Below are 23040 nucleotides of genomic sequence, written 5' to 3'. Positions count from 1 at the left end.
GTATCCATGCCGGCTGACGCCGGGACTATTCGGCGGCGACCGCCAGCGTCTCGTCGGGCTTGAGCAGGCCGGACATCTTCCACTGCTGTTCGAGCACGCCGGGGCCATAGTCCTTGGCACCGCCCAGCGTCTCGGCGATCGCCTGGAAACGCGCGCCTTCTTCGAGCAAGACGATATAGTTCGCCAGCGCGAGCAGTCCCTTGCGGCCCCAGGCGGTCGATCCGCCATTCGCCTCGAGGATCGCGGGCACCTGCGGGTCGCGGTCGAGCACCTCGAGGATGAAGTTCGCCTCGCCCTGACGCCGGTCGACATAGATCGGCAGCTCGCGCGCCCGGGTCCAGCGCTGGACCGGGACATAACGGATCGGCAGTGCGCGGTGGCTCTGCGACCAAGCACCGAGATAGACGGTGTGGACATGGCTCACCGTGGTGATGTCGGCATGCGCCTGAAAGATCGACAGGTATCGCCCGCCGCCGAGATTGGCGTTGGGCGGCCCCTGCAGCACTTCGCCGTCGAGCGCGTAAATGGTCGGCTTGAGCTGCGTATCCGGCGCGAACGGGCCGGGATAGCCGATCGACACCACCGCCTCTTCGCCGGGTACCCGCTCGACGAAGTTGACGGTGCCGCTCGGCGCGATGGTACCGGTGGCGGCGAGCCCCCCGAAGGCGATGCCGGCGTCACGGATCGCGATGGCGGCGAAGTCGGTGATGGTCGAATTGAGCTTGGTCATAGTGAGTCTCCTTATTCGGCGGCTTCGAGCAATGAAGTGCTGGCGGCGGTGCGGCCGAGCAGGGGCAGCACCTCCTCGCCGATGCGATAGGCTTCCTCGAGATGCGGGGTGCCAGCGAGGATGAAGGCGTCGGCGCCGCGGCCGATCAGCTCGTCAAGCTGCTCGGCGCATTGCTCGTAGCTGCCGACGATGCCGAGCGCAGGACCACCGCGCAGCAGGTTGAAGCCGCCCCACAGATTCTTGCCGACGACCAGCTCGTCCCAGCGCTTGGCCTCGGTCGGGCGCAGCGCCGCCTGACGCGAGGCGCCGACCGAGTCGGTGGGCTGGCCGCGCCATTGGGCGCGCGTCGCGTCGCTGACATTCTCGAACCCGGTGCGGATGTCGTGCCACGCCTCCTCTTCGGTCGGGCGGGCGACAAGATCGACGCGGATCGCGCATTTTTGTTCGCCACCGAGCTGCGCGGTACGCTCCTTCACCCGCGCGAACTTGTCGGTGATCTGCTCATAGGGTTCGAGCCAGGAGAGATAGTAATCCGCGTGCTTCGCCGCCGATTGCAGCGCCGCATCTGAGGAGCCGGAGAACCAGATTTCCGGCACCTCCTCCCGCGCCAGCAGCGGCGAGAGCTGGTCGCCCTTCACCTGATAGAAGCGGCCGTCATAGTCGAACGGCTGCCCGCCCCACACGCCGCGGAAGATGTCGAGGAACTCAGTGGTGCGGCCATAGCGGTCGTCATGCGCGAAGCTGTCGCCCCACCACAGCTGCGACGGGCCACCGCCGCCGGTGATGATGTTGAACACCGTGCGCCCGCCGGTCGCGCGCTGCAGGCTGGCCGAGAGCCGCGCGGCATGGACCGGGTCGAGGAATCCCGGCTGGAACGCGATCATGAAACGGAAGGTCTCGGTCTCACGCGCCAGCAGCGGCGAGATCGTCCACGGATCGTCGGTGTTGGGAAAGGACGGGATCAGCCCGCCGATGAAGCCCGACAGCTCGGCCGCCTTCGCGATCTCGGCGAGATGGTCGATATAGCGATAGCCGTCGTCCTCGCCCGTAGCGGTCAAGCCGGGCGTCTGGTTGCCAACCTGAAGCGGAGACCAGTCGCCGCGGTCATAGGAACCGCGGCGGATGGTGGCGTGGCAGCCATGAGTGGGCAGGCGCCAATAGAAATCGATCGACATGATAAGTCTCCTCAGGCGGCAGTGCGCAGTTCACCCAGCGCGGCACGAATTCGCGGCAGGACGAACTGGCCGATGCGATAGGCTTCCTCGAGCGAGGGCGAAGCGTTCAGGACGAAATGGGTGATGCCGGCAGCGTGCAGCGTGGCGATCTGCTCCGCGACGGTTTCATAGCTCCCGGCGATGCCGACGCCGCTGACGGCTTCTTCCGCAGTCTCGCGTGCGGTGATCGTGACGAGCACCCCGGCGGCAACCTCACGACCCGCAGCGAGCGCAAGGCGTTCGAGCGTCTCGACCTGCCCGCGCAACTCGTCGAGCGGCGCGTCGCCGAACAGGTGAACGTCGGCCACGTAGGCGGAGAGCTGCAACGCTTCCTCGTCGTCACCCTGCAGATACACCGGCGGGAACGCCGCGCGCGCGAGCGGATCGGAGAAGCCCCCACCCTTCACTTCGAAGAAGCGGCCCTCATGATCGAACGGCTTCTGGCCATGCACCCCGCGCGCGACGTGCAGGAACTCGGCGGTACGCGCGCTGTCGTCGGGATCGATACCGGGCGCGATCGCCCAGCCGAGCCGGTTGTGCGTCGCGCGCTGGAAGCTCACCGCCTCCTTCGCGGCATAGACAGCGGAGCCCACCGTGCTCGGGAATTCCGGCACGAGCAGCAAGCGCGGGGCGGTGCGCGCGATCGCCGCGGCGACGATCTGGCTGTCGTCGCTCTCGGGGCGATAGGCGACAAACAAACCGTCGAAGCCGGTGATCGCCGCGGCGCGCGCGACCTGTGCATAATAGTCGTAACGGTTCAGTCCGACCGTGCGCACGTCGCGGGGAAGGAAACCAGCGGTGGGCCGGGCGCTGGGCTCACCCCGCTGCGGTTCGGCGGCGGGGTCGAGCCGCCAGTAGAATTTGATGGTCATGCGGCGTTCCTTTGCTGGGGAATGGCAGGCACGCCGAAGCGGCCCTCGAACACGAAATCGGCGAGCGGGCGGCGCACGCTGGGCTGCTCGCCCGCGTGGAAATCGGCATGAAGCGTGTCGAGCGTGCCCTGGCGGCCGATCGCCACGATCGTCTCGACGGCGTAGTCATCGGGGATCGCAAGCGTGATGCGCGCACTTTCTCGGTCGAACCCGCCAATGCCGTGGGTGTGCCAGCCGAGCAGCAGCGCCTGATGTGCGAAATTGGCCCAGGCGGCACCAGTATCGAAACTGTGGCTGCCATTATGGACCGTCTCGCCGCGCCGCTCGATCAGCGTGTTCGAGGCGATCGCGACCAGCGCCGACGCGCGCTGCGCCCATTCGCGGTTACGTTTGGCGAGCAGGCCTAGAAAAACCGGCCAGGCCGCATCGCCGTTGCGCGACACGATGAAGCGCCATGGCTGACCGTTATTGGCGGAGGGTGCCCAACGCGCAGCCTCGAACGCGGTGCGTAACGCGGCGTCGGGAATCGGTTCTCCCGAAAAGCTACGCGGCGACCAGCGATCGACGAACACCGGCGCGACGGGATGGTCGGGTCGGCGGCTCATGCCCGTACCTCGCGCACCGGGAGGTGCACCAGATTTTCGGGAGGTGGGCCGGTGAGTTCGGCGAGAATCTCGTCGCGGATGCGATGCACCACCGGGGAGGATCGCTGGCGCGGATGGGGCAGGTCAATCTCGACGATACGGCGAATGCGGCCGGGCTTGGCGTCCATCACGATGACGCGATTGCCGAGATAGACCGCTTCCTCGACATCGTGGGTGACCATCACCATGGTCGAGCGCTGCGCCATCCAGATGCGCTGCAGCTCGCGCTGAACATGGACGCGGGTGAGCGCGTCGAGCGCACCCAATGGCTCGTCGAGCAGCAGCAACTTGGGCTCGGTCACCAGCGCACGGGCGATCGCCGCACGCTGCGCCATCCCGCCCGACAGCTGGTGCGGATAGGCCCTTTCGAAACCGGTCAAATTCACCAGCGCGATATGCTCGGCCACGATGCGCGGGCACTGCGCCTTGGGAATGTCGGTGTTGAGCAGCGCCAGCCCGATATTCTCCTCGAGCGTGAGCCAGGGGAACAGGCGATGGTCCTGAAAGATCAGTCCGCGGTCGAGGCTGGTGCCCGCGATGCGCTTGCCGTCGAGCCGGATTTCGCCCGCATAGTCGGTGTCGAGTCCGGCAATCAGCCGCAACAGCGTCGACTTGCCGCAGCCCGAGGCGCCGACGATGCTGACGAACTCGCCCGCGCGGATGTCGAGGTCGATCCGGTCGAGCACCGGCAGCGCGGCACCGTCGATCCGGAAATCCTTGGACAGTCCCGATATGGCGAGCGCGCCGATTGCAGGTGCTTCGATCGGGACGGGCGGCGCATCGATGCGAGTGTGCAGAGTCATGACCGGCTCCTTCAGTTGATGACAGGCTGCCAGCGCAGCAAGTGATTGCGCAGGCTGGTGATCGAATAGTGGAGTGTGAAGCCGAGCGAGGCGGCGGCGAGGATCGCGACGAGGATAATGTCCATCCGCTGCTGCGCCTGCGCGACTCCCATCGTCGCGCCGAGCCCGGCATCCGCACCGAACAGAATCTCGGTCCCGATCGTCGCGATCCAGGCGAAGGCGAGCGCCTGCGCTACCCCGGTGAGGATCGACGGCAGCGCGGCGGGCAGCAGGACATGGGCAAAGCGCTGCGTCGCGGAAAAGCCGAAGATATCGGCGACCTCGATATAGCGGCGCTCGACCGTGCGGACGCCCTCATAGCTGTTGAGCACGGTGGGATAGAAAGCGGCGAGGCCGACGATCAGCAGCTTGGCTTCGTCGCCATTGCCGACCCACAGCCCGATCAGCGGCAGCCAGCCGAGCAACGGCACCTGCCGCACCGCGTGATAGAGCGGCCCGACGACGCGATCGAGCGGCCGCGACATCGCCATCGCCACGCCAAGCGCAGTGCCGACCAGCCCGCCGAGCAGCAGCCCGGTGACCGCGCGCGACACGGTGGCCAGGGCATCGTTGAGCAGGAAGCCGCTCGACAGCTGCGCCATGAGGGTCGCGCCGACATCCTGCAAGGGCACGAAGGCGAGCGCACGCGCCCCGCCCTGCGCCGACTGGGCCTGCCACCAGAACAGGATCAGCAGCGGGACGGCGAGGCCAAGCAGGATGCGGGCGGCGGGTGTGTTGAGGCGCGCCATCTCAGGCTTCCTTCCAGCGGACGAAGCGGCGCTCGACGAGCTTGACCGAGCGATCGAGGAAGAAGCCGACCAGCCCGCTGACGAACACGCCGGCAAGGACGACGTCGATGCGGAACATCTGGCGCCCCATCTCCATCATCTGACCGATGCCGCTGTCAGCGGCGAGCAGCTCGCACGCGACCAGCACCAGCCAGCCGCGGGTGAGGCCGAGCCGAAGCCCGGTGAGCACCGGCGGGATCGCAGCGGGCAGCAGGATGCGCGTGACGAACGGCAGCAGCGGCGTGCGATAGAGCCGGGCGACCTCGAAATAGGAGCGCGGGATCGTGCGCACCCCGTCGAAGGTGGCGAGCGCCACGGGGAAGAACACCGCGACCGCGACGACGACGATCTTGAACCGTTCCTCGATCCCGAGCAGCAGCACCAGCATCGGGATGAAGGCGAGCACCGGCACCTGCCGGACCGCCTGAAACAGCGGTGCAAACAGCGCCTCGAACAGCTTCGACAGCGCCATCGACGTCCCGAAAACGAGACCGATGGCAGCACCTGCGAGGAAGCCCGAGACGAGCCGGAACAGGCTGGTGCCGAGATGATCGGTCAGTTCGCCGTTGCGCCAGAGCTGGGCGAGCGTCGCCGCGACCTCGCTCGGCGGGACCAGCACCTGCGGCGGAAACACGCCGCTGGCCGAAGCGAACTGCCAGAGCAGCAGCAGGCCGAGCAGCGGCGCAAGGCCGGCGGCGATGCGGGAGAGATGGTTCATGGCAGAACCTCCTGCGGGGTGAACGGGCGCGCGAAACGGTGGCGGGCGAAGGCGATTGCGGCGGCGCCGAACAGCAGAGGCAGCCACAGCAGGAACACCGACTGGAGCGGCACCAGCTTGGTCAGCAGCCCGCCGCCGAGCGCGCCGGCCGACGAGCCGGTCATCGAGGCGAGATTGTAAAGCCCCGCCGCCTTGCTCTTCGCGCCGGGGATGCTCGCGAGCATCCGCACGTTGATGAGATGGACCACCGCCGAGGCGGCGCTGAGCAGCACCGCCCCCGCCGCCAATGCCGGGAAGCCATGCGCGAAGCCGAGCAGCGCGAGCGCAGCCGCCGCAAGGGCAAGCGCCAGCGCATAGGCGGTGCCGCGCGTGAGCCGGGCGACGAGCGTGCCGCTGAGGAACAGCAGCGCCACCGTGCTGACGCCCTGCACGAGCAGCACGGTGATCCCGTCTTCCTTGGTCAATGGCGGGAGCGCGGCGGCAAGCAGCAGGATGAAGGTCGAGAAGAGCGAGCCGGTGGCCGAACTCAGGAATTCGACGAAACTGCTTTCCGCCACCGCGCGGTTGCCGAGCAGCGCGCCGATTTCGGCGAAGAAGCTGACGCTTTCCTCGGCGACGGGCTGACGCGCGGGGAGGAAGGACAGGCTGAACAGCGCCATCACCCCGAACAGGGCCGCGACAAGGAAGAAGGCAGCGGTCACCCCGGCCTTGAGGATCAGAATGCCCGCCGTCGCCGGGCCGAGGATCGCCATGCCGGCGGTGAGCGCGCCACGATACCAGCCGCCGCGCGTTTCCCCCTGCCCGCGCAACCGCTCAAGGAACGCACCGTTCATCGCGACCATGCGGAACGGGATGCACAGGCCAATCAGCCAGCGCCCACCCGCGAGCGCCGCCCAGCCCGCCGCGAACGGCATGGCGAGATTGACGAGCAGCGGCCCGAGGCTGGAGGCGAAGTAGATGCCGCGCGCGCCGTAGCGGGCGATGATGAACCCGGCGGGGACGGTGACGAGCACCATGCCGATCGATTCCATCGCGCCGATGATACCGACCTGAAAGGCGGTGGCGCCGAGGTCGATCGCGTAGATCGTCGTCACCACCTTGCCGAGGCCGACCGTCAGACCGCTGACGAGCGCGAGCAGCAGGAAGTTGGCCATGAAACGCCGGTCGTTCATCGCGCCGCCGCCTCTGCCGTATCGGGCTTCCACTGATCCTTGAGCTTCAGGCGGTCGAGCGCCGCGGTGGCGAAGCGCCGGTCGAGCAATTTGTCGACATCGATCTTCTTGCGGACCAGCCCCTGATCGAAGGTATAGGCCGCGGCGTCGCGGTAATGCGCGATCATGAAGTCGTCATAGAGCGGCGAGTAACGGTCGCCCCAGGCGAGGCGCGGTTCGTCCAGCTCCGCCTCGGTCACGCTGCGCGGGGATTCCGCGCGTGACGTGATCTCGATCACCTTTTCGCGGTTGGCGGGATCGGCGGACCAGGCCTGGGCGCGGACAAAGGCATCGGCGACGAGTTGCGTCAGCTCAGGATGCGCGTCGACGAAATCGCCGCGACCGAACAGCTCGGCGCGCATCTTCCACGATTGCGGCGCCTGTTTGGTCGACCAGACGATCCGCCCGACCTTCTTTTCGACCAGCAGATGCGCGTCGGAGAGCAGGAACACCGCATCGACATCGCCCGAAGCGAGCGCGGCATGGCTGGCGGGCGGGTTGATGTTGAGGATGCGGAAGTCGCTGAGCTTGAGGCCGTTGGCCTCCGCCAGCTTGGCGAAGGGCAGTTCCCATGGACGTCCGCGATGGAGCGCGATGCGCTTGCCCTTCAGATCCTTGATGCTGTTCGCGGCAACGCCATTGCGCACGACCAGATAGGCGTTCTGGCCGCGCCCGACCGGCACCACCAGCCGCAGATCGACGCCGCCCGCGATCGCGATGATCGCGGGGAAATCGCCATAGCTCGCGAAATCGATGCGTTTGGCGGCGAAGCCTTCATTGACCACAGGGCCACCGACTGCGGTGGCGACCGGGAACCACTGGAGCTTGACCCCGCGCTTCGCCAGCTCGCTTTCGAGCCAGCCCTGTTGCTGGACGATCGCGTTCTGGCCCTGATAGCGCTGTTGCCCTTCATGCGGATAGGCGATGGCGGCGATGGTCAGCGTCGCGGGGAGCTGACCCGCCGCCGCCTCGCTCGAGGTGCCGCGGAACTGGTGAACCACCAAAGCCGCGAGCACAGCGACCGCGACGACGGCGATGAGGATCGTCTTGCGGCTCATGCTGCGTCCAGTGCCTGGGTATAGTCGAGCGTTTCGAACGGGCGCCGGTCGATCCATGCCGCGACATCGACGCGCGCGGGCAGGAAGCCGCGGTCGAACAGGAAGTCGCTGAAATCCTGCAATGCCGTGATCGAGGCCGTGTCGAGATCGGTCTTGAGCCGGCGGTGAAGCGTGTCCCCGCCATAGGCGGCGCGGACGAACTGGTCGGGCGAGCCGGTTTCGCGCGCGATATAGGCGAAGGTCTCGTCGGGATGATCCTCCGCCCATTCGCCCGCCGCGGCGACATGCGCGAGGAGGCGGCGTGCGACCGTCGGATATTGTTCGAGCGTTGCGGCATCGACGGTAAGCGGACGCGGCGCGCCGTTGTTGACGCGGATCTTCGGGTCGGGATGGAAGCCGGTGTCGATCACGATATGCGCGCCCGAGAGCAGCGCGAATTCATGCCCGAGCGAGCCCTTCACATGGATCGCATCGACCTCACCGCGCACCAGCGCGTGGAATTCGGCGGTATAGAGCGGGCGTCCGCCCCAGTTGCGCTGGCTGACCAGATCGAGGCCGTCGGGCGTCGGGTCAGTGGCATCGATATCGACCCATTCGACCTGATCCTCGCCGACCCCGCCGAGCGAGAGCGCGGCGAGCAGGGCGCGGAGCGCGGTGGCGCGGAAGATGTCGATCTTCTGCCCTGCGCGCAGGGGCAGCGCGATGCGGCGGCCCTTGAGATCCTCGACCGTGCGGATGCCGGAGCCGGGCAGCGTCAGGATCAGCTGGCTTTCGTCGATCCAGCTCAGCCCGATGACTCGGGTATCGGCTCCCGCGGCGCGCGCCCAGATCGCGGGCACGCTGCCGCCCTGACGGAAGCTGTGCGCAAGGTGATGGTCGTAATGGCTCGCGCGGACGTCGGGATCCGTGGTGTCCTGAATCGAGCGGACGGTGATACCGAGTTCGGCGAGATCGCGGTCGATCACGCCCTGATTGATCGCGATGCCGAGCGGGGTCGGCACCGGGCAGCGTGTGTACCAGATTTCCTTGGGAAAGGCGGTCATGCGGGCCTCCGTGGATGGGATACGGGAGAAGGGATGCGCGCCATCAGAAGCGCGCCACGAGCGAGGCGCCCCAGGTGCGCGGATCGCCCCACTGGATGGTGTCGCCGGTCACCCCCGCCGCCGCGTTGAACTGCGGTAGCGCGTGGTTGCGATAGGCCTCGTCGAACAGATTGTTGACGTAGACGGTGAAGGTGAAGCGCGTATCGGGGGTGGTGTAGGCGATGCGCGCGTTGGCCAGCGTGTAGCCCGGCTGGTTGAGCAGGGTGCGGTTCACCCGGTCCTGTGGCGTGATGTAATAGAATTGGTGCGACTGGTAGCGCGCGTCGGCGCCGAGCTGGATGCTGCCTGCGCTGCCCAGATCGAAATCATACGATGCGCCGAGGTTGAGCGTGACGTGCGGCGCGCGGACGAACTCCGCGCCCGCCAGATTGGCGCCGCCGTTCACGACCTGAAGCTTGTCGTACTTGGTATCGAGCAGGCCGAGCGCGGCGTTGAGCTGGAGGCCCTTGAACGGACGCGCGGTCAGCTCGAACTCGGCGCCGTTGACGTGCGCTTCCTCGGCATTCTGGAGGTAGGAGGTGGTGGTTCCGCCGACCGCGCCGGGGTTCGGCCCGACGACGTTGATCTGCACATTATCGTATCGATAGTGGAAGGCGGTGGCGTTGAAGGTGAGCGCGCCGTCGAACCAGCTCGACTTATAGCCGATCTCGAACGCATCGAGCTTCTCGGGCTCGACCACCTGCAGCGCGACGGGAAGCTGCGCGGCGGTGTTGAACCCGCCCGACTTCACGCCATGCGCGAATTTGAAATAGAGGAGGTGGCCGGGCGCGACCGTCCAGGACGGCGTCACGTCATAGGTGAAATTGTCCCAGGTCCGTTCGAGCACGCCCGAGAAGGTGCCGATCCCGCCGAAGGTCCCCGTATAGCTCTCCCACCAGCGCGGGTAGTTGCTCCATGCGGTGGCGGCGGCATTGGGCGAAGAGACGCGGCGGAAATCGAGCGTCTTGGTCTCGCGCGTGAAGCGGCCGCCCACGGTGAGATTGAAGCTGTCGGTGATGTCGTAGCCGAGGTTGACGAACGCGGCGCCGCTCTCCGCGCTGTGATCGTAGCGGGTGCGGCTATAGGCGTTGGGCGCGGTGTCGCCGGGCCGCGCGGGAACGCTGCCGTCGGGCAGGGTCGCCGATGCGGCGTCGGAGCGGATGTCCTCGTTGAAATAATAGAGGCCGGCGATCCACTTGAACCGGCCCGAACCGCTCGAGGCGAGGCGCAGCTCCTGGCTCCATTGCGTGCTGCGCGCTTCGGTATGGTTCCGCGCGATTTCGAGCGGGGTATAGTCGCTGTCGCCGCCCGAAATGACGTCGTAGCGCTCATAGCCGGTGATCGCGGTGAGCGTAACGCCGCCGAAGTCCCAGTCGAGCTTGAGCGAGCCGCCATATTGCTCGGTGTCGCTGAACTCGTCGGCATTGGTGTTGACCGCATCGCGGCTGGTGGGCGGCGCATAGCCGTTGCGGTAGAGACCGTCGGCGCGATAGCTGCCGATCGTCCAGTAACCGCCATCGGTCTTGTATTTGCGGTAGTGGACGCCGAGCAACGCCTCGAAATTGCCGCCCGCGCGCGCCAGCAGCTGGCCGCGGATGACGCTGTCCTCGATCGCATTGTCCTTCTCGCCGCTGAACGCGTTGGTGAAGCGGCCGTCGCGATTCTCGATATGGCCGGAGATGCGCGCGGCGAGCACGTCGGGGGCGAGGACGAAGCCGACCCCGGCCTGGATGATCTTGTCGTCATAGCTGCCATAGTCGAGCTTGACGTAATTGTCGGTACCAGTGGGCGAGAAGCTCGGCTTCTTTGTGACGACGGCGATCGCGCCGCCGGTGGTGTTCTTGCCCCAGAGCGTGCCCTGCGGGCCGCGCAGGACCTCGACGCGCTCGAGGTCGAACAGCGGCAGGCCGGTGGCGCTGGCGTTGCTGATATAGACCTCGTCGAGATAGAAACCGACCGGGTTGGCGAGATCGATCTGCTGCTGACCGGCGCCGACGCCGCGGATCCACCAGCGCGGGCGGCCATGCTGCTGCGCGCCGGCCGACGCGTTGGGGACTCGGCTGAGCACCTCGGCAGCCGAACGGCCGACGCCCTGGAGGGTGAACACGTCGGCGCCGAGTGCGGTGATCGCGGTCGGCACGTCCTGAATCGACTGTTCGCGCTTGCCCGCGGTGACGACGATTTCGACCGGGTCGGCGTCGCCTTCGGGGGCATCGGCCTTCGCTTCGGTTTCGTTGGCAAGGGCCGTTGCGGGCGTCAGTGCCACGAGCGATGCGGCGATCAGCCAGATGGTCTTGTTGCGGGTGCGATATTCAGACTTCAACTTCACTTCATGTCCCCCTGCGCGGCCTTTGCAGCCTGCGTCTGGATGTGGTGTTCGATGGGTTCAGGCTGCCTGACGCGCGCGTCCGGCGACCGCGGCGAAGGGCGCGGGATCGATCCATGCGGTGATGTCGAAATCAGCGGCGAGGAAGCCGTGCCCGAACAGGAAATCCTTGTACCGGCCGAGCGCGCCCGCCGCCTCGTCGTTGAGGAAGGTGCCGAGACTGGCAGGCGCATTGGCGCCATAGGCGCGGCGCACCCAGTCGGGGGTCGAGCCGGTCTCGCGCGCGATATAGGCGATGGTTTCCTCGGGATGCGCGCGCGCCCAGTCGCCTGCGGCGATGACGCGCGTCAGGAAGCGCTCGACCAGATCGGGCCGCGCTTCGATCAGCGCGGCGTCGACGGTGAGCGTGCGCGGGGTGCCGTTATTGGCGCGCACCCATGGATCGGGATGATCGCCGAGCGAGGCGACAATATGTGCGCCCGCCAGCCGTGCAGTCTCGAGCCCCAGCGCGCCCTTGACGTAAATCGCATCGACCTCGCCTCGCACCAGCGCGAGCACTTCGGCGCGATAGCCGTGACGGGTGCGCGCACGCGTCCGCTCGCCAGTGGCGATCCCTTCGGTGCCGCTGCCTGCGGGATCGGCGCTGACGGTGTCGACGCGTTCGATATCGGCGAGCGTCAGCCCGGCGAGTTCGAGCGCGCTGGCGAAGCCCTTAAGCGCAGTCGCGCGATTGAAGTCGATCGAGATCGGGTTGACCGGGAGACCGATCCGCCGTCCGGCGAGGTCGCGCGCGGTGCGGATACCGGATGCCGGCAGCGCGAGGATCGCCTGGAACTCGTCGGTCCAGGACAGGCCGATCACCCGGGTATCGCGGCCATTGGCGCGCGCCCAGATCGCCGGGATGTTGCCACCCTGCCGGAACGAACTCGGCAGATTGTGGTCGAAGTGGCTTTCGCGGGCATTGAGGTCCGCGGTTTCCTGAATCGACTTGAGGCCTATGCCATCGCTGCGGAATTCGTCGGCCAGCCAGCCGAGCTGGACGGCGATGCCAAGCCCGGTCGGCACCGGGCAGCGCGTGTACCAGAGATCGTTGATTGCGTTGGTCATGGAGGTTTCCTGACGTTGAAGCGCAAGCGACCGCCGCGTCCGGAAGCGCAGGAAACGCCACCGTCCGTCGCGCCCAAGGCGCGCAGAGCATCGACCGCGAGCGTCAGCCCGCGACGGTCAGTTGCAGATGTCGGTTGGGATCAGCGCGTGGCTGAACAAAGCCGCCCCAAAGGCGGCGGTGGCGTTGCGGAGGAGATACACTGGCTCATCGTCGTTCCTTATCAACTCGGAAACACGAGGCCGCCGGGCTCCATCGGCAACACCGTGCGCTTTAGCAATTGGTGACGCGGCGCAATCTGCATTCCGTCAAAAACCGCGGGTCGAAGGGCAACGACGAGTCGCCGCGCCGGCATGACCAATGCCGACGACTCAATACATACTGATTGAATGGGAATTGCGCCACAAGCTTTGCTTGCGATCCGCAAATGCCAGCTTCGCGAGACGCCGCCGGCCGCGACGAACCGACGGGATGAGCGCTGTGACGGATCGTCTCAGCCGGGATCCTGCATGAGCGCGAGCGTTACGCCGTTGGTCCAGCCAAAGCCGATCTCGGTTCCATATTCGCCGCCGCCGCCGGCCCGGCATTGCTCGACATCATATTTCTCGAGCAGCTGACCGGTGGTGTCATAATGGCTCGCGACCATCGCCAGCCAGCGCTGCGTGATCGTATCGGCCAGCTCAGTCTGACCATAGGCGCGCAGACCCTCGATCGCGACCCAGTGCAAAGGTGCCCAGCCATTGGGTGCATCCCATTGCTGACCGGTCGTGTCGCCTGTGGTGAGCAGCCCTCCGGCGCGCAACAGGCCGGTCATCGCGTCTGCCACCCTGTGCGCGCGCTGCTCCAGCGCGACCCCGGTGAACAACGCGAATCCCTGTGCAGCCGTCAGCTGGTCGCGAGCTCGTCCGAGGTCGAGGTCATAATCCGCAAACATTCCGGCGCCCGGATTCCACAAATGACGATCGATCGCCTCGCGCCGCGCACCTGCCCGCCGGGCAAATTCGGCAGCGCCTGCGTCGTCGCCGAGAGCCTTCGCTTCACCCGCGATCGCCTGTTCGAGCCCGAACAGCAACGCGTTGAGATCGATCGGCAGCAGCCGGGTTGTGCGGATCGTCTCGAGGGTCTGCCCGTCCCCCAGCCAGCGTGAGCTGAAATCCCATCCGCTTTCCGCAGCAGCGCGGATATCGCGCCACAATTCACCCGCGTCGCGTTCGGGGGCGCGTCGCGCAAGCTCAACATCTTCGCGCCACGATTCGTCGCGTGGCGCTGCACGGTCGTCCCAATAGCGATTGAGCAAAGTGCCGTCCGCCAGCCGGACAAGACGGCGATGCTCGCCGCCGGGTGCGAGGCGCTCTTCGCCCGCCATCCAGAAGTCATGCTCGGCGCGCATCCAGCGCAACCGCTGCGCGCGCGCGTCGGCAGACGCGTCCTGCGACAGCCCAGCCATCAGGTAGAAGACCGGCGGGTGCGAGCGGCTGAGATAATAGCTGCGCGTGCCGTTGGGGATATGGCCGTAGCGATCGATCAGGCTGCCGAAGACGGCGATCATGTCCTCGACCAGATCCTGTCGATTCGACCGAACCAGCCCCAGCATCGTGAAGTAGCTGTCCCAGTAATAGAGCTCGCGAAACCGCCCGCCCGGCACGACATGTCGCCGTGGCAATGCCAGGAGCGAGGAGCCGGACGCCGGAGTCTCGGGTTCACGCGTCAGCACCGGCCAAAGGTGGGTGATATGCTCGCGCAGCGGCCGGCCGTCGGGCGCGTCGCAATCCGCTTCGCTCGGCAAGGTGAAGTTCGCTTCAACGAACGCCCGCAGCGCGGCGTCGTCGGCGGGAGCCTGCGCCTTCCAGTCCTGCGCGATCGCCTCGGGCGCGCGACGGGGAACGGCATCGGCGAAGGTCTTGGAATCGGCGAACAGGCCACGCTCCTGCACCGTCGTGAACAGGTCGCCGAAAAGGTCCGAAGGCTGGGGCAATGTCATGCTGTCGCGACCGCCTGGCGCTTGCGGATCACGGGCAGGGCGATGGCGATCAGCGCGATCGGTACCAGGGTGAAGTAGAAGGCAAGCGCGCCGGGCAGGCGCTGAAACAGCAAACCGGTGATGAACGAGCCCAAAGTGCCTCCAAGTGCCGAGAAGATGACGATCAGCCCCATCATCGCCGCGTGGCGGTGGCGCGGGAGCGCACTGAGGGCGACCGAACAGAGTGTGGGATAGATCGGCGCCAGAAAGACGCCGAGCAGCGGGAAGAGATAGGCGGCGACGGGCGCATCGAACCAGCCGGTATCGGGACGCGGCGTGACGCCGCTGGCGAGCGGAAGCGACACGACGATCAGCACCGCGATACAGCCAAGGCAGCCGAGCAAGGCGGGCAGCCACGCCACCCGGCGCAGCACCACACCCGAAGCGAGCCGACCGACCGCTAGCGCGCCGACGAAGATGCTGGTCATCTGCACGCTCATCGCCGCGGGCAGGTGCAGCACCTCGTTGTTGAAGGTGGGCAGCCAGGTGCCGACGCTCTGCTCGACCAGCACATAGAGGAACAGGCCAGCGAGCACCGCAACGCTGGCGGGCAAGGCGGCGAGGCGAAGCATCTCGCCCCAATGCGCGGCTTCCGCTGGATCAGTGGCGACCGCGTCGCGCTCGTCAAGCGGGGTGGCGAACCACAGCAGCGCCAGTGAGAGGCAGGCGCCGCCCAACACCCAATAGACGTGAAGCCAGGCGCTGCCGGTGGTGTCAGCCCCGACGAACCAGCCGAACAGCCACACACCGACCAGCAGCCCGACCATGAATACGCCCTCGACAAGGCCGGTGATGCTGGCGTGGTCGGCGGGGTCGCGCGCGAGCAGCCCGATCGACGAATAGGTCGCCACCTTGGCGATGCCGAAGCTGAGGCCGGTGGCGACGAACAGCGCCTGCATGGCGACGAAGCCGTTGGCGAAGGACGCGAGCAGACAGGCGATGCCGATCAGCGTCATCACCCCGATCAGCGCGCGGCGATATCCGAAGGCAGGGACACGGGTCGCCAGCAGGAACGAGGCCGCGACCACCGAGAGATCCTTGCACGCCTCCAGCGTCGAACCCATCGGCTTGGTCGCGTCGAAATGGCGGATCGACTGAAGGATTACGACCCCGACACTGTTCATCAGGATACCGAGCACGGCGTAGGTGAGCGCGAGTGCGACGATGACGCGGACACGGTTCATCGCCGCATCTCCGGGAGGATCACTCCTCAGGCCTTCGGTCATCACGCACCTCCCCATGGCGCGGGCCCGGTGGCCCGTCGTTTCGATGCACAGGCGTATAAAGTTATGAAATGCATTTCAAGGGCGTTGCGGGATGTCGCCTGTGTTTGCCTCAAGCTGCTCGGAGCAGAATCCGCCGTCACCCCGGCCCTGTGCCGGGGTCCACGGTGCCGCACGCCATAGACCCGAAGCGAAACCGCATGGCCTCGCTGCGCGGTGGACCCCGGCACAAGGCCGGGGTGACGATTGGGGTGTGGCTAGCTGCGCAGCCAGTTCGGCGTCGTTAGCAGCGCAGGAGTGGCGTTTCGCCTCATGTTTCGCGGATCACCATCTGGGTGGGCAGCAAGGTCGAGCGGGCGCGGGCGCCGTCGATCTGCTGCATCAATTTCTCGACCAGCAGCGCGCCTGCGACGTCGGTCTTCTGGTCGATCGTGGTGATGCTGGGATTGAAATGCCCGGCGGGCGGGATGTTGTTATAGCCGACCAGCGAATAATCCTGCGGCGCGGTCAGCCCGCGATCGCGGAACGCGCCGATCGCCGCCATCGCGGCGGTGTCGGAAAATGCGAAGACAGCGTCAGGCCGCGCGCCACCCGCGAGATAGGAAGCAACCGTCTCCGCGGTGGTGGTGAAGGCCATCGAGACGATCGGGAGATAGTCGACCGTCACATCGGCATGGCGCGCCGCTTCCTGGCACAGCCCTTCATAGCGCAGCCGCAATTCCTCATGCCGGATGTCGCCGACGAACAGCCATTTGGTCCGCCCGCGAGCGTGGAAATACTCACCCGCCAGCCGTCCACCGAGCAGATTGTCGCTGCCCACCGCGCAATAGCCCGCGTCCTTGGACACCGCGCCCCACACCGCCATCGGAATGCCGCGGCGCGCAAGGCCGCGCAGCATCGCGTCGCGCGTCCCCTGCCCCAGGATGATGAACCCGTCGGCGGCGCGGGCACGGTGGAAATCCTCGAACGCGCGCGCGTCGTCGAGGCCGGGCGGCGAGAGCAGCAGCTCCTGATTGCGGATCGACAGCGCCTCCGACACGCCGGCGAGCAGTTCGAAGATGAAGGGATCGCCGATCGCGCCGTGACGGTGTGAGGCGAAGTCGAGCATCACCGCGATCGTGCCGGTGCGCGACTGGCGCAGCTTCTTGGCATTGCGGTTGACCGCATAGCCGTTCGCCTGCGCGACCTCGAGCACGCGGGCCCGCGTCTCGCCGGTCACAAGCGGGCTGTCGTTGAGCACGCGCGAGACGGTCGGCATCGACACATTCGCGAGACGCGCAATGTCGCGCATCGTCGGACGGCCGCCGCGCGGCTTTGTTGATTCTGGGGGGCCTTCGCTCATCTTCGCAGACCGTAGGCGGGCAACGGGTGTGCATCAAGCGCCGCAAAGGCTTTTGCAAACTATCTTGAAAAGCATTTCATAAATGCATAGCATCGGCCGCGAAGGGCAAATGTGCCCGGTCATATTCGAAGGGGAGGACACATGCTTCGAAGTGCAATTCTTATGCTGGGCACCGCGCCGCTGGCGCTGATCGCCTCGGCCGCGCACGCGCAGACCGCAACCGATTCGCAGACCGCAGCCGAGCCGGCAGCCGAGGAAGAGATCGTCGTGGTCGGTACCGCCGGCGGCGGCACGCGTCGCCAGGACGCAGCCTTCGCCGTGACCACGCTGAGCGAGGACGCGCTCGATCGCGCCGCCCCAACAAGCACCGCTGACATCCTGCGCGCGGTGCCGGGCGTGATGGCCGAAAGCTCGGGCGGCCAGAACGGCGCCAACATCTTCGTGCGCGGTTACCCCTCAGGCGGCGACGCGCAGTTTGTGACGTTCCAGATGGGCGGCGTACCGATCTACCCGCCCGCGACGCTGTCGTTCCTCGAAAACTCGCAGCTCATCCGCCTCGACGAGACGGTGAAGCGCATCGAGGCGGTGCGTGGCGGCACGGGTTCGCTGTTTTCGAGCGGCCAGCCGGGCCTGACCGTCAACGTCGTGCCGCGTACCGGCGGGAGCCGGTTCGAGGCGTTCGGCAAGGTCAGCTATACCGATTATGGCGAGGTGCGCGGCGACGCCTGGGTCTCCGGCCCGCTGGGTGAGAATACCGGCTTCATGATCGGCGGCTATTACGCGCAGGGCAACGGCGTCCGCGATCCGCAGTTCCGCGCTGAGAAGGGCGGCCAGATCACCGCGAACATCCGCCACGAGTTCGACAATCGCGGGTCGGTCGAAATCTACGCCCGGTACCTGAACGACCGGGGCCAGTGGCTGCTGCCGATCCCGATCAACTCGAACAATGGCAAAATCAGCGCCTATCCCGGCTTCGACGCGGGCACCGGCACGCTGCCCGGTCGCGAGACGCAGGTGACGACCAATATCGTCGGCCGCACGCTAGACCTGGCGCAGGGCCGTGGCGCCGACGTGATCAACACCGGCCTCTCATTCGAGTATGAGATCGCCGACGGGCTGCGCCTGCGCGAGCGGCTGAGCTACCTCGGCGGCAATGCCGATACGGTGGGCATGGTCCCGGCCGGGGCGCCGGTCGCAGCCTCCGCCATGGCGGCAACGCTGGGCGGCACGGGATCGACCGTGTCGAGCCTGACCTATGCCAATGGCGGCCAGGCCGTCGCGAGCGGCGCCAATGCGCAGGTGATGCGCGCGGGGCTGTGGGAAGTGCGCAAGAAGATCTCGTCCTTCGTGTCGGATACCGCGTTCGAATGGACCGCGGGCAGCAACAAGCTGACCGGCGGCTTCTACTTTGCCGACTATAGCTCGCGCGACAAATGGGTGCTGGGCAACCAGGTGCTGCTGACTGCCGAGCCCAATGCGCGGCTGCTCAACATGACGCTGAACGGCGGACGTACCGCGACGCTCAATGGCTTCACCAGCGGCCCCGGCTTCCAGGTCGACGCCTTCTACAAGGGCAAAGACTATTCCTTCTACGCAGTCGATGAATTCCAGATCACGCCCGAGCTGCGGATCGACGGCGGCATCCGCTGGCAGCGCCATGTCGTCGACGCGACGCTGCGCACGCCACAGGCGGCGACGGTCGATCTCGATGGCAACGCCAACACGCTTTACGACAATGGCGTCAACGTGCTCGGCGGGCCGCGCCAGCTTCGCTATGCCGACTCGGCATGGTCGTGGACCGCGGGCATCAACTACGACATCACCAGCCAGATCGGCGTGTTCGCCCGCTACAGCCGCGGCAACAGCTTCCCGATGTTCGACAATCTGCGCGAGGGCCTCACGCAGATCGCCGAAGTCGACACCTATGAGGGCGGCCTCAAGATCTCGACCCCGATGGTCAGCCTCTACGCCACGCTGTTCCACAACAAGTTCGACGGCCTTGCGACGACGGCGCTCATCAACAATGTGCCGCTCAGCGCGGTCGGCGGCGCCAAGGCGACCGGCGTCGAGCTGGAAGGCGCAATCCGGCCGTTCCAGGGGTTCAGCATCACCGCGGCGGGCACATGGCTCGACGCGAGCTATGTCGACTTCTTCTCGGGCGGCGGCACGATCAACAACACCGGCAACCAGGTGCAGCGCCAGCCGAAATGGGCGTGGCGCGTGACCCCGGCCTATGAGGTCGATCTGGGCGGGGTGAAGCCGTCGCTGTTCGCGACGCTGCAATATACCGGCGACCGCTTTTCCGACCCCGAGAATCTGCAGGTACTGCCCAGCTTCTACCAGCTCGACGCCGGTGTTTCGGTCGAGGTGGCGGAGCGGGTGACGCTGGCGGTGACCGGCAACAATCTGACCAACGAGATCGGCCTGACCGAGGGCAATCCGCGCATCATCGGCGGACAGGGCTCGGGCACGATCCTCGCACGACCCATCCTCGGCCGTTCGTTCCGCTTCAGCGCTGCGCTGAAGTTCTGACGGCTTTCCCCGGACCAGCCCCCCTTCCCTTTTGGTCCGGGGATTTTCTACCCTGAAGCGGCACCCGTGCCCGGAACGGAGACCTGCCCATGCGCCGCCGGACGTTGCTGAAGGGGATGGCGGGAGCGGCGGCTTCCGCGACGACCGTGCAAGCGATGACGAGGGCCGGAGGGCGGCAGCGGAATGTGCTGCTGCTGATCTCCGACGACCAGGGGCTCGATCTCGGCTGTTACGGCACCCCGGTCGCGACCCCGCGGCTCGACCGGCTGGCGGGGGAAGGAACGCGGTTCAGCCACGCATTCGCCGCCGTCTCTTCGTGCAGCCCGAGCCGGGCGGTGATCCATACCGGACTCTACGGCCATCAGAACGGGATGTACGGGCTGCAGCACGACGTCCATCACCAGTCCTTGCTCGACGGGGTAGAGACGCTGCCGTCGTTGCTGCACCGCGCGGGCTATGCGACGGCTTTAGTCGGCAAGAAGCATATCGGGCCGGACAAGGCATTTCCGTTCGATGCCGAACTGGTGCCCGAGCGATCAGGCATTCGCGATGTGCGCGAGATGGCGGTCGCGGCGGCGAGCTTTATCCGGTCGACCAATGACCGCCCCTTCTTCGTGACCGTCGCTTATAGCGACCCGCATCGCGCCGCGACCGATTACGGCAACGACCGCGCATGGCCGGGGGTGAAGCCGGTCAGTTATGATCCGGCGAAGGTCCATGTCCCCGCGCACCTGCCCGACCTGCCCGCGGTGCGGCAGGATCTGGCCGAATATTATGAGTCGCTGAGCCGGCTCGATAGCGGGGTGGGGATGTTGCTCGACCTGCTCGCGGAAAGCGGACGCGCGGACGATACGCTGGTGATCTTCCTCAGCGACAATGGCCGGCCCTTTCCCGGCGCCAAGACCAATCTCTACGCCCCGGGTCTGCATCTGCCCCTGATCGTCCGTGCACCGGGCAGCGCAGCCGCGGTGTGCGATGCGATGGTCAGCTGGACCGATATCGCGCCGACCGTCCTGGACTGGACGGGGGTGTCGGTGCCCGATTATCCGCTGTCGGGCGCCTCGTTACTGCCGGTGCTGGGCAAGGCCGGCGATCCGGCGCGCGATGCGGTGTTCGCAAGCCACGAGTTCCACGAGATCAACCAATATTACCCGATGCGAGCCGTTCGCACGCGGACGCACAGCTACATCCTCAACCTCGCGCACCCGCTCGATTATCCGGTCGCGGGGGATGTGGCGGGGTCGCCGAGCTGGAAAGCGATCAGCGCGGACCGGTCGATCCGCCTCGGTAAGCGGACCCAGGCCGCCTATCTCAAGCGGCCTGCCGAGGAGCTGTACGACCTGACCCGCGATCCCGACGAGGTCGTCAATGTCGTGGGCGATCGTGCCTATTCCGGGGTTCTCGCCGATCTGCGCCAGCGGATGCTGAAGATGCGGACCGCGACCCGCGATCCGTGGCTGGCGGGGCAAACCGATCCCTATGCGCATCTGAAACACACATGAGGGCGGAGATATGATGAAGCCGCTTGCCACACTTCTCGCCTTGCTCGCGGTCGCTCCGGCGCTGGCGCGGCAGGACTCCGTCGCAGTGGCAATACCCGCCTTCACCTTGCCGCCATCGGACCAGTTGAGCGAGGAAGCGAAGGCCGTACTTTTGCGGATGCGCGCGGCGCGCGCACCCGACCTCAAGGGCGACCTGACGAAGCAACGCGCCTTCTACCAGACCTATAATGACGACCGGCTGGCCGAGATGCGGCGGCATTTCCGGACCCGCGAGGAACGCGTATCGCTGGGCGGAGTCACGGTCGACATCGTGACCCCCGGCGCCGCGATTCAACCGCGCAACCAGGACCGGGTGCTCATCAACGTGCATGGCGGCGCGTTCATGTGGGGATCGGGAAGCGGCGCACTGGTCGAGGCGATTCCGATTGCCGCAACCGCGGGGATCAAGGTGGTCACGGTCGACTATCGGCTCGCTCCGGAGCACCGTTACCCCGCCGCATCGGAGGATGTGACCGCGGTCTATCGCGCGCTGCTGAAACAATACCGGCCAGAGAATATCGGCATCTATGGCTGCTCCGCGGGCGGGGTGATCACCGCGCAATCGGTCGCGTGGATCCGCAGGCAGGGGCTGCCGCGCCCCGGCGCGATCGGCACCTTCTGTGGAACGGCGGCGGGGTTTAGCGGGGACAGCGCCTATCTCGCCGGGCCGATCGCCGAAGGCACTGCGCCGCCGACCGGACCGCTACCGCCTCTGATCCCAATGCCGTACATGGCCGGGGCTGCCGGGAACGACGCGGCGGCCTACCCATTGCTCTCCGAGGCCGAAACACGGCTGTTCCCCCCCACCTTGTTGCTGGCGGGGAGCCGCGACTTCGCGGCGAGCGCGCTGACGCTGGCGCATCGCCGGCTGGCGCAAGCGGGGGTGCAGAGCGAGCTGTTCCTGTTCGACGGATTGCCGCACGCCTTCTTCGTCTGGCCCGATATGCCGGAATCGATGGAGGCATATCGCGTCATCGCGCGCTTCTTTGACCAGCATCTGGGCAGACGGGAATGAACGACGCATCAGGGAAACCGATCTCGATCACGCACAACGAAATTGTCCGCGTGGCAGGAAGGGTGAAGCGATCGAGGCAGCGGATTCGCCGTGCTAACGAGCATCGCTGATCGAGACGTTCGAAGCTGGACTCGATCAGGCGCGACCATGCGACTCATCAACGACAGATTATCTTTGAAAGTCTGGTGGAGTTGAGGTCGGCATCTGTCATGTCTCAGGACAAGCCAGAACGTCCGTAGCCCTTTGTTTTATCAGATTTTTAGTTCACGACACGTTCCTGCCTGCCCTATCACATCCCACCACTTCCAACCCGAAGTGTGGGACCGAATGAGGGACGGAAACCGTCATGTCGGATTGACCACACTGCAGGTGACGAACGCAAAACCGTCATGCCGGCGGTCAGCCACAAAGGCCCCTCCTGGTCGACGTTATCGAGCCGAGTTCAGCCCGACCGCTTTCAGGTGTCGGCCACCGGAAGCGGACGCAACGGACTGGATTGCGCCAACGGCCGGAGTTGGGCCGGAAACGGACCGTCGGCTTCTAGCTATGCGCATCAACAAAGCGGGCTTCAAGGTTACTGGCGAGCAACTCCCCGGCTCAGCCGCGATTTGGCTGTTGTTTTTCTTCCACCTGCTTGGCTAGTCTTTGCTGGCGCGGGGATGACTCTGCGGGTCGTCCTTGTAAAATCGAGCTGCTTGGGAGGGGCGCACGGTGACAGGATTGAGTTCGACTAAACGTGCGGACAATTTCCTGTTCCTTTGGGATGTGCACGCACCT

At 66.4% G+C, this 23040-nt stretch carries 18 protein-coding genes; 3 read left to right on the top strand and 15 right to left on the bottom strand.

Features of this window, described 5'->3' with window-relative positions; all coding sequences use genetic code 11:
• Positions 1 to 25: 25 nt before the first annotated feature.
• The 15 genes from AC07NK_RS05310 to AC07NK_RS05240 form a co-directional block, all read right to left on the bottom strand.
• Positions 26 to 730, bottom strand: a complete 705-nt coding sequence (locus AC07NK_RS05310; protein WP_495169513.1) for a class II aldolase/adducin family protein — start codon at positions 728 to 730, stop codon at positions 26 to 28.
• Positions 731 to 741: 11 nt separating this feature from the next.
• Positions 742 to 1905, bottom strand: a complete 1164-nt coding sequence (locus AC07NK_RS05305) for an LLM class flavin-dependent oxidoreductase (protein WP_495169512.1) — start codon at positions 1903 to 1905, stop codon at positions 742 to 744.
• Between the two features lie 11 nt (positions 1906 to 1916).
• On the bottom strand, positions 1917 to 2816 hold the full coding sequence (locus tag AC07NK_RS05300) for an LLM class flavin-dependent oxidoreductase (RefSeq protein WP_495169511.1): 900 nt from the start codon (positions 2814 to 2816) through the stop codon (positions 1917 to 1919).
• Positions 2813 to 3421 carry a nitroreductase family protein gene (locus AC07NK_RS05295; RefSeq protein ID WP_495169510.1) on the bottom strand — a complete coding sequence of 203 codons (609 nt, stop codon included), beginning with the start codon at positions 3419 to 3421 and terminating at the stop codon, positions 2813 to 2815. Before AC07NK_RS05295 ends, AC07NK_RS05300 begins: the two co-directional genes overlap by 4 nt.
• The gene (locus AC07NK_RS05290) at positions 3418 to 4263 is read right to left on the bottom strand and encodes an ABC transporter ATP-binding protein (RefSeq protein WP_495169509.1); all 846 of its coding nucleotides are present in this window, start codon (positions 4261 to 4263) and stop codon (positions 3418 to 3420) included. Before AC07NK_RS05290 ends, AC07NK_RS05295 begins: the two co-directional genes overlap by 4 nt.
• 11 nt (positions 4264 to 4274) lie before the next feature.
• Positions 4275 to 5051 (bottom strand): ABC transporter permease, encoded by a 777-nt coding sequence (locus AC07NK_RS05285; protein ID WP_495169508.1) that lies wholly within the window; start codon positions 5049 to 5051, stop codon positions 4275 to 4277.
• A gap of 1 nt (position 5052) precedes the next feature.
• A complete protein-coding gene (locus tag AC07NK_RS05280) occupies positions 5053 to 5808 on the bottom strand; it encodes an ABC transporter permease (protein WP_495169507.1) in 756 nt (251 codons plus the stop codon).
• Positions 5805 to 6980, bottom strand: coding sequence for an MFS transporter (locus tag AC07NK_RS05275; RefSeq protein WP_495169506.1), 1176 nt, complete (start codon positions 6978 to 6980; stop codon positions 5805 to 5807). Before AC07NK_RS05275 ends, AC07NK_RS05280 begins: the two co-directional genes overlap by 4 nt.
• On the bottom strand, positions 6977 to 8077 hold the full coding sequence (locus tag AC07NK_RS05270; RefSeq protein WP_495169505.1) for an ABC transporter substrate-binding protein: 1101 nt from the start codon (positions 8075 to 8077) through the stop codon (positions 6977 to 6979). The genes AC07NK_RS05275 and AC07NK_RS05270 overlap by 4 nt, the downstream gene beginning before the upstream one ends.
• Entirely contained in the window at positions 8074 to 9120 is a 1047-nt protein-coding gene (locus tag AC07NK_RS05265; RefSeq protein WP_495169504.1) for an ABC transporter substrate-binding protein, read from the bottom strand. Before AC07NK_RS05265 ends, AC07NK_RS05270 begins: the two co-directional genes overlap by 4 nt.
• A 43-nt stretch (positions 9121 to 9163) precedes the next feature.
• Entirely contained in the window at positions 9164 to 11488 is a 2325-nt protein-coding gene (locus AC07NK_RS05260; protein ID WP_495169503.1) for a TonB-dependent receptor, read from the bottom strand.
• 57 nt (positions 11489 to 11545) lie between these two features.
• Positions 11546 to 12592: an ABC transporter substrate-binding protein gene (locus AC07NK_RS05255; RefSeq protein ID WP_495169502.1), complete on the bottom strand. Its 1047-nt coding sequence runs from the start codon at positions 12590 to 12592 to the stop codon at positions 11546 to 11548.
• Between the two features lie 491 nt (positions 12593 to 13083).
• The gene (treA, locus tag AC07NK_RS05250; RefSeq protein WP_495169501.1) at positions 13084 to 14571 is read right to left on the bottom strand and encodes an alpha,alpha-trehalase TreA; all 1488 of its coding nucleotides are present in this window, start codon (positions 14569 to 14571) and stop codon (positions 13084 to 13086) included.
• Positions 14568 to 15794: an MFS transporter gene (locus AC07NK_RS05245; protein ID WP_495169500.1), complete on the bottom strand. Its 1227-nt coding sequence runs from the start codon at positions 15792 to 15794 to the stop codon at positions 14568 to 14570. Before AC07NK_RS05245 ends, treA begins: the two co-directional genes overlap by 4 nt.
• A 349-nt stretch (positions 15795 to 16143) precedes the next feature.
• Positions 16144 to 17175 (bottom strand): LacI family DNA-binding transcriptional regulator, encoded by a 1032-nt coding sequence (locus tag AC07NK_RS05240; protein WP_495169499.1) that lies wholly within the window; start codon positions 17173 to 17175, stop codon positions 16144 to 16146.
• A gap of 141 nt (positions 17176 to 17316) precedes the next feature.
• Between AC07NK_RS05240 and AC07NK_RS05235 the strand changes: the two genes are divergently transcribed.
• The 3 genes from AC07NK_RS05235 (at position 17317) to AC07NK_RS05225 (ending at position 22263) form a co-directional block, all read left to right on the top strand.
• Complete coding sequence (locus AC07NK_RS05235; protein WP_495169498.1) at positions 17317 to 19707, top strand: TonB-dependent receptor; 2391 nt, start codon at positions 17317 to 17319, stop codon at positions 19705 to 19707.
• A gap of 89 nt (positions 19708 to 19796) precedes the next feature.
• Complete coding sequence (locus AC07NK_RS05230; protein WP_495169497.1) at positions 19797 to 21209, top strand: sulfatase family protein; 1413 nt, start codon at positions 19797 to 19799, stop codon at positions 21207 to 21209.
• 13 nt (positions 21210 to 21222) lie between these two features.
• Complete coding sequence (locus AC07NK_RS05225; protein ID WP_495169496.1) at positions 21223 to 22263, top strand: alpha/beta hydrolase; 1041 nt, start codon at positions 21223 to 21225, stop codon at positions 22261 to 22263.
• Positions 22264 to 23040 lie beyond the last annotated feature (777 nt).

It is taken from the genome of Sphingomonas sp. GW821-FHT09B04, assembly GCF_059418285.1.
This window is presented reverse-complemented; position numbering and strand designations above follow the sequence as displayed.

Bases quoted from the DNA above. Each gene is read 5' to 3' on its own strand.
- AC07NK_RS05255 (WP_495169502.1), bottom strand. From the start codon at position 12,592: ATGACCAACGCAATCAACGATCTCTGGTACACGCGCTGCCCGGTGCCG.
- AC07NK_RS05300 (WP_495169511.1), bottom strand. From the start codon at position 2,816: ATGACCATCAAATTCTACTGGCGGCTCGACCCCGCCGCCGAACCGCAG.
- AC07NK_RS05230 (WP_495169497.1), top strand. From the start codon at position 19,797: ATGCGCCGCCGGACGTTGCTGAAGGGGATGGCGGGAGCGGCGGCTTCC.
- AC07NK_RS05305 (WP_495169512.1), bottom strand. From the start codon at position 1,905: ATGTCGATCGATTTCTATTGGCGCCTGCCCACTCATGGCTGCCACGCC.
- AC07NK_RS05280 (WP_495169507.1), bottom strand. From the start codon at position 5,808: ATGAACCATCTCTCCCGCATCGCCGCCGGCCTTGCGCCGCTGCTCGGC.
- treA (WP_495169501.1), bottom strand. From the start codon at position 14,571: ATGACATTGCCCCAGCCTTCGGACCTTTTCGGCGACCTGTTCACGACG.
- AC07NK_RS05240 (WP_495169499.1), bottom strand. From the start codon at position 17,175: ATGAGCGAAGGCCCCCCAGAATCAACAAAGCCGCGCGGCGGCCGTCCG.
- AC07NK_RS05285 (WP_495169508.1), bottom strand. From the start codon at position 5,051: ATGGCGCGCCTCAACACACCCGCCGCCCGCATCCTGCTTGGCCTCGCC.
- AC07NK_RS05270 (WP_495169505.1), bottom strand. From the start codon at position 8,077: ATGAGCCGCAAGACGATCCTCATCGCCGTCGTCGCGGTCGCTGTGCTC.
- AC07NK_RS05245 (WP_495169500.1), bottom strand. From the start codon at position 15,794: ATGAACCGTGTCCGCGTCATCGTCGCACTCGCGCTCACCTACGCCGTG.
- AC07NK_RS05225 (WP_495169496.1), top strand. From the start codon at position 21,223: ATGAAGCCGCTTGCCACACTTCTCGCCTTGCTCGCGGTCGCTCCGGCG.
- AC07NK_RS05265 (WP_495169504.1), bottom strand. From the start codon at position 9,120: ATGACCGCCTTTCCCAAGGAAATCTGGTACACACGCTGCCCGGTGCCG.
- AC07NK_RS05310 (WP_495169513.1), bottom strand. From the start codon at position 730: ATGACCAAGCTCAATTCGACCATCACCGACTTCGCCGCCATCGCGATC.
- AC07NK_RS05235 (WP_495169498.1), top strand. From the start codon at position 17,317: ATGCTTCGAAGTGCAATTCTTATGCTGGGCACCGCGCCGCTGGCGCTG.
- AC07NK_RS05275 (WP_495169506.1), bottom strand. From the start codon at position 6,980: ATGAACGACCGGCGTTTCATGGCCAACTTCCTGCTGCTCGCGCTCGTC.
- AC07NK_RS05295 (WP_495169510.1), bottom strand. From the start codon at position 3,421: ATGAGCCGCCGACCCGACCATCCCGTCGCGCCGGTGTTCGTCGATCGC.
- AC07NK_RS05290 (WP_495169509.1), bottom strand. From the start codon at position 4,263: ATGACTCTGCACACTCGCATCGATGCGCCGCCCGTCCCGATCGAAGCA.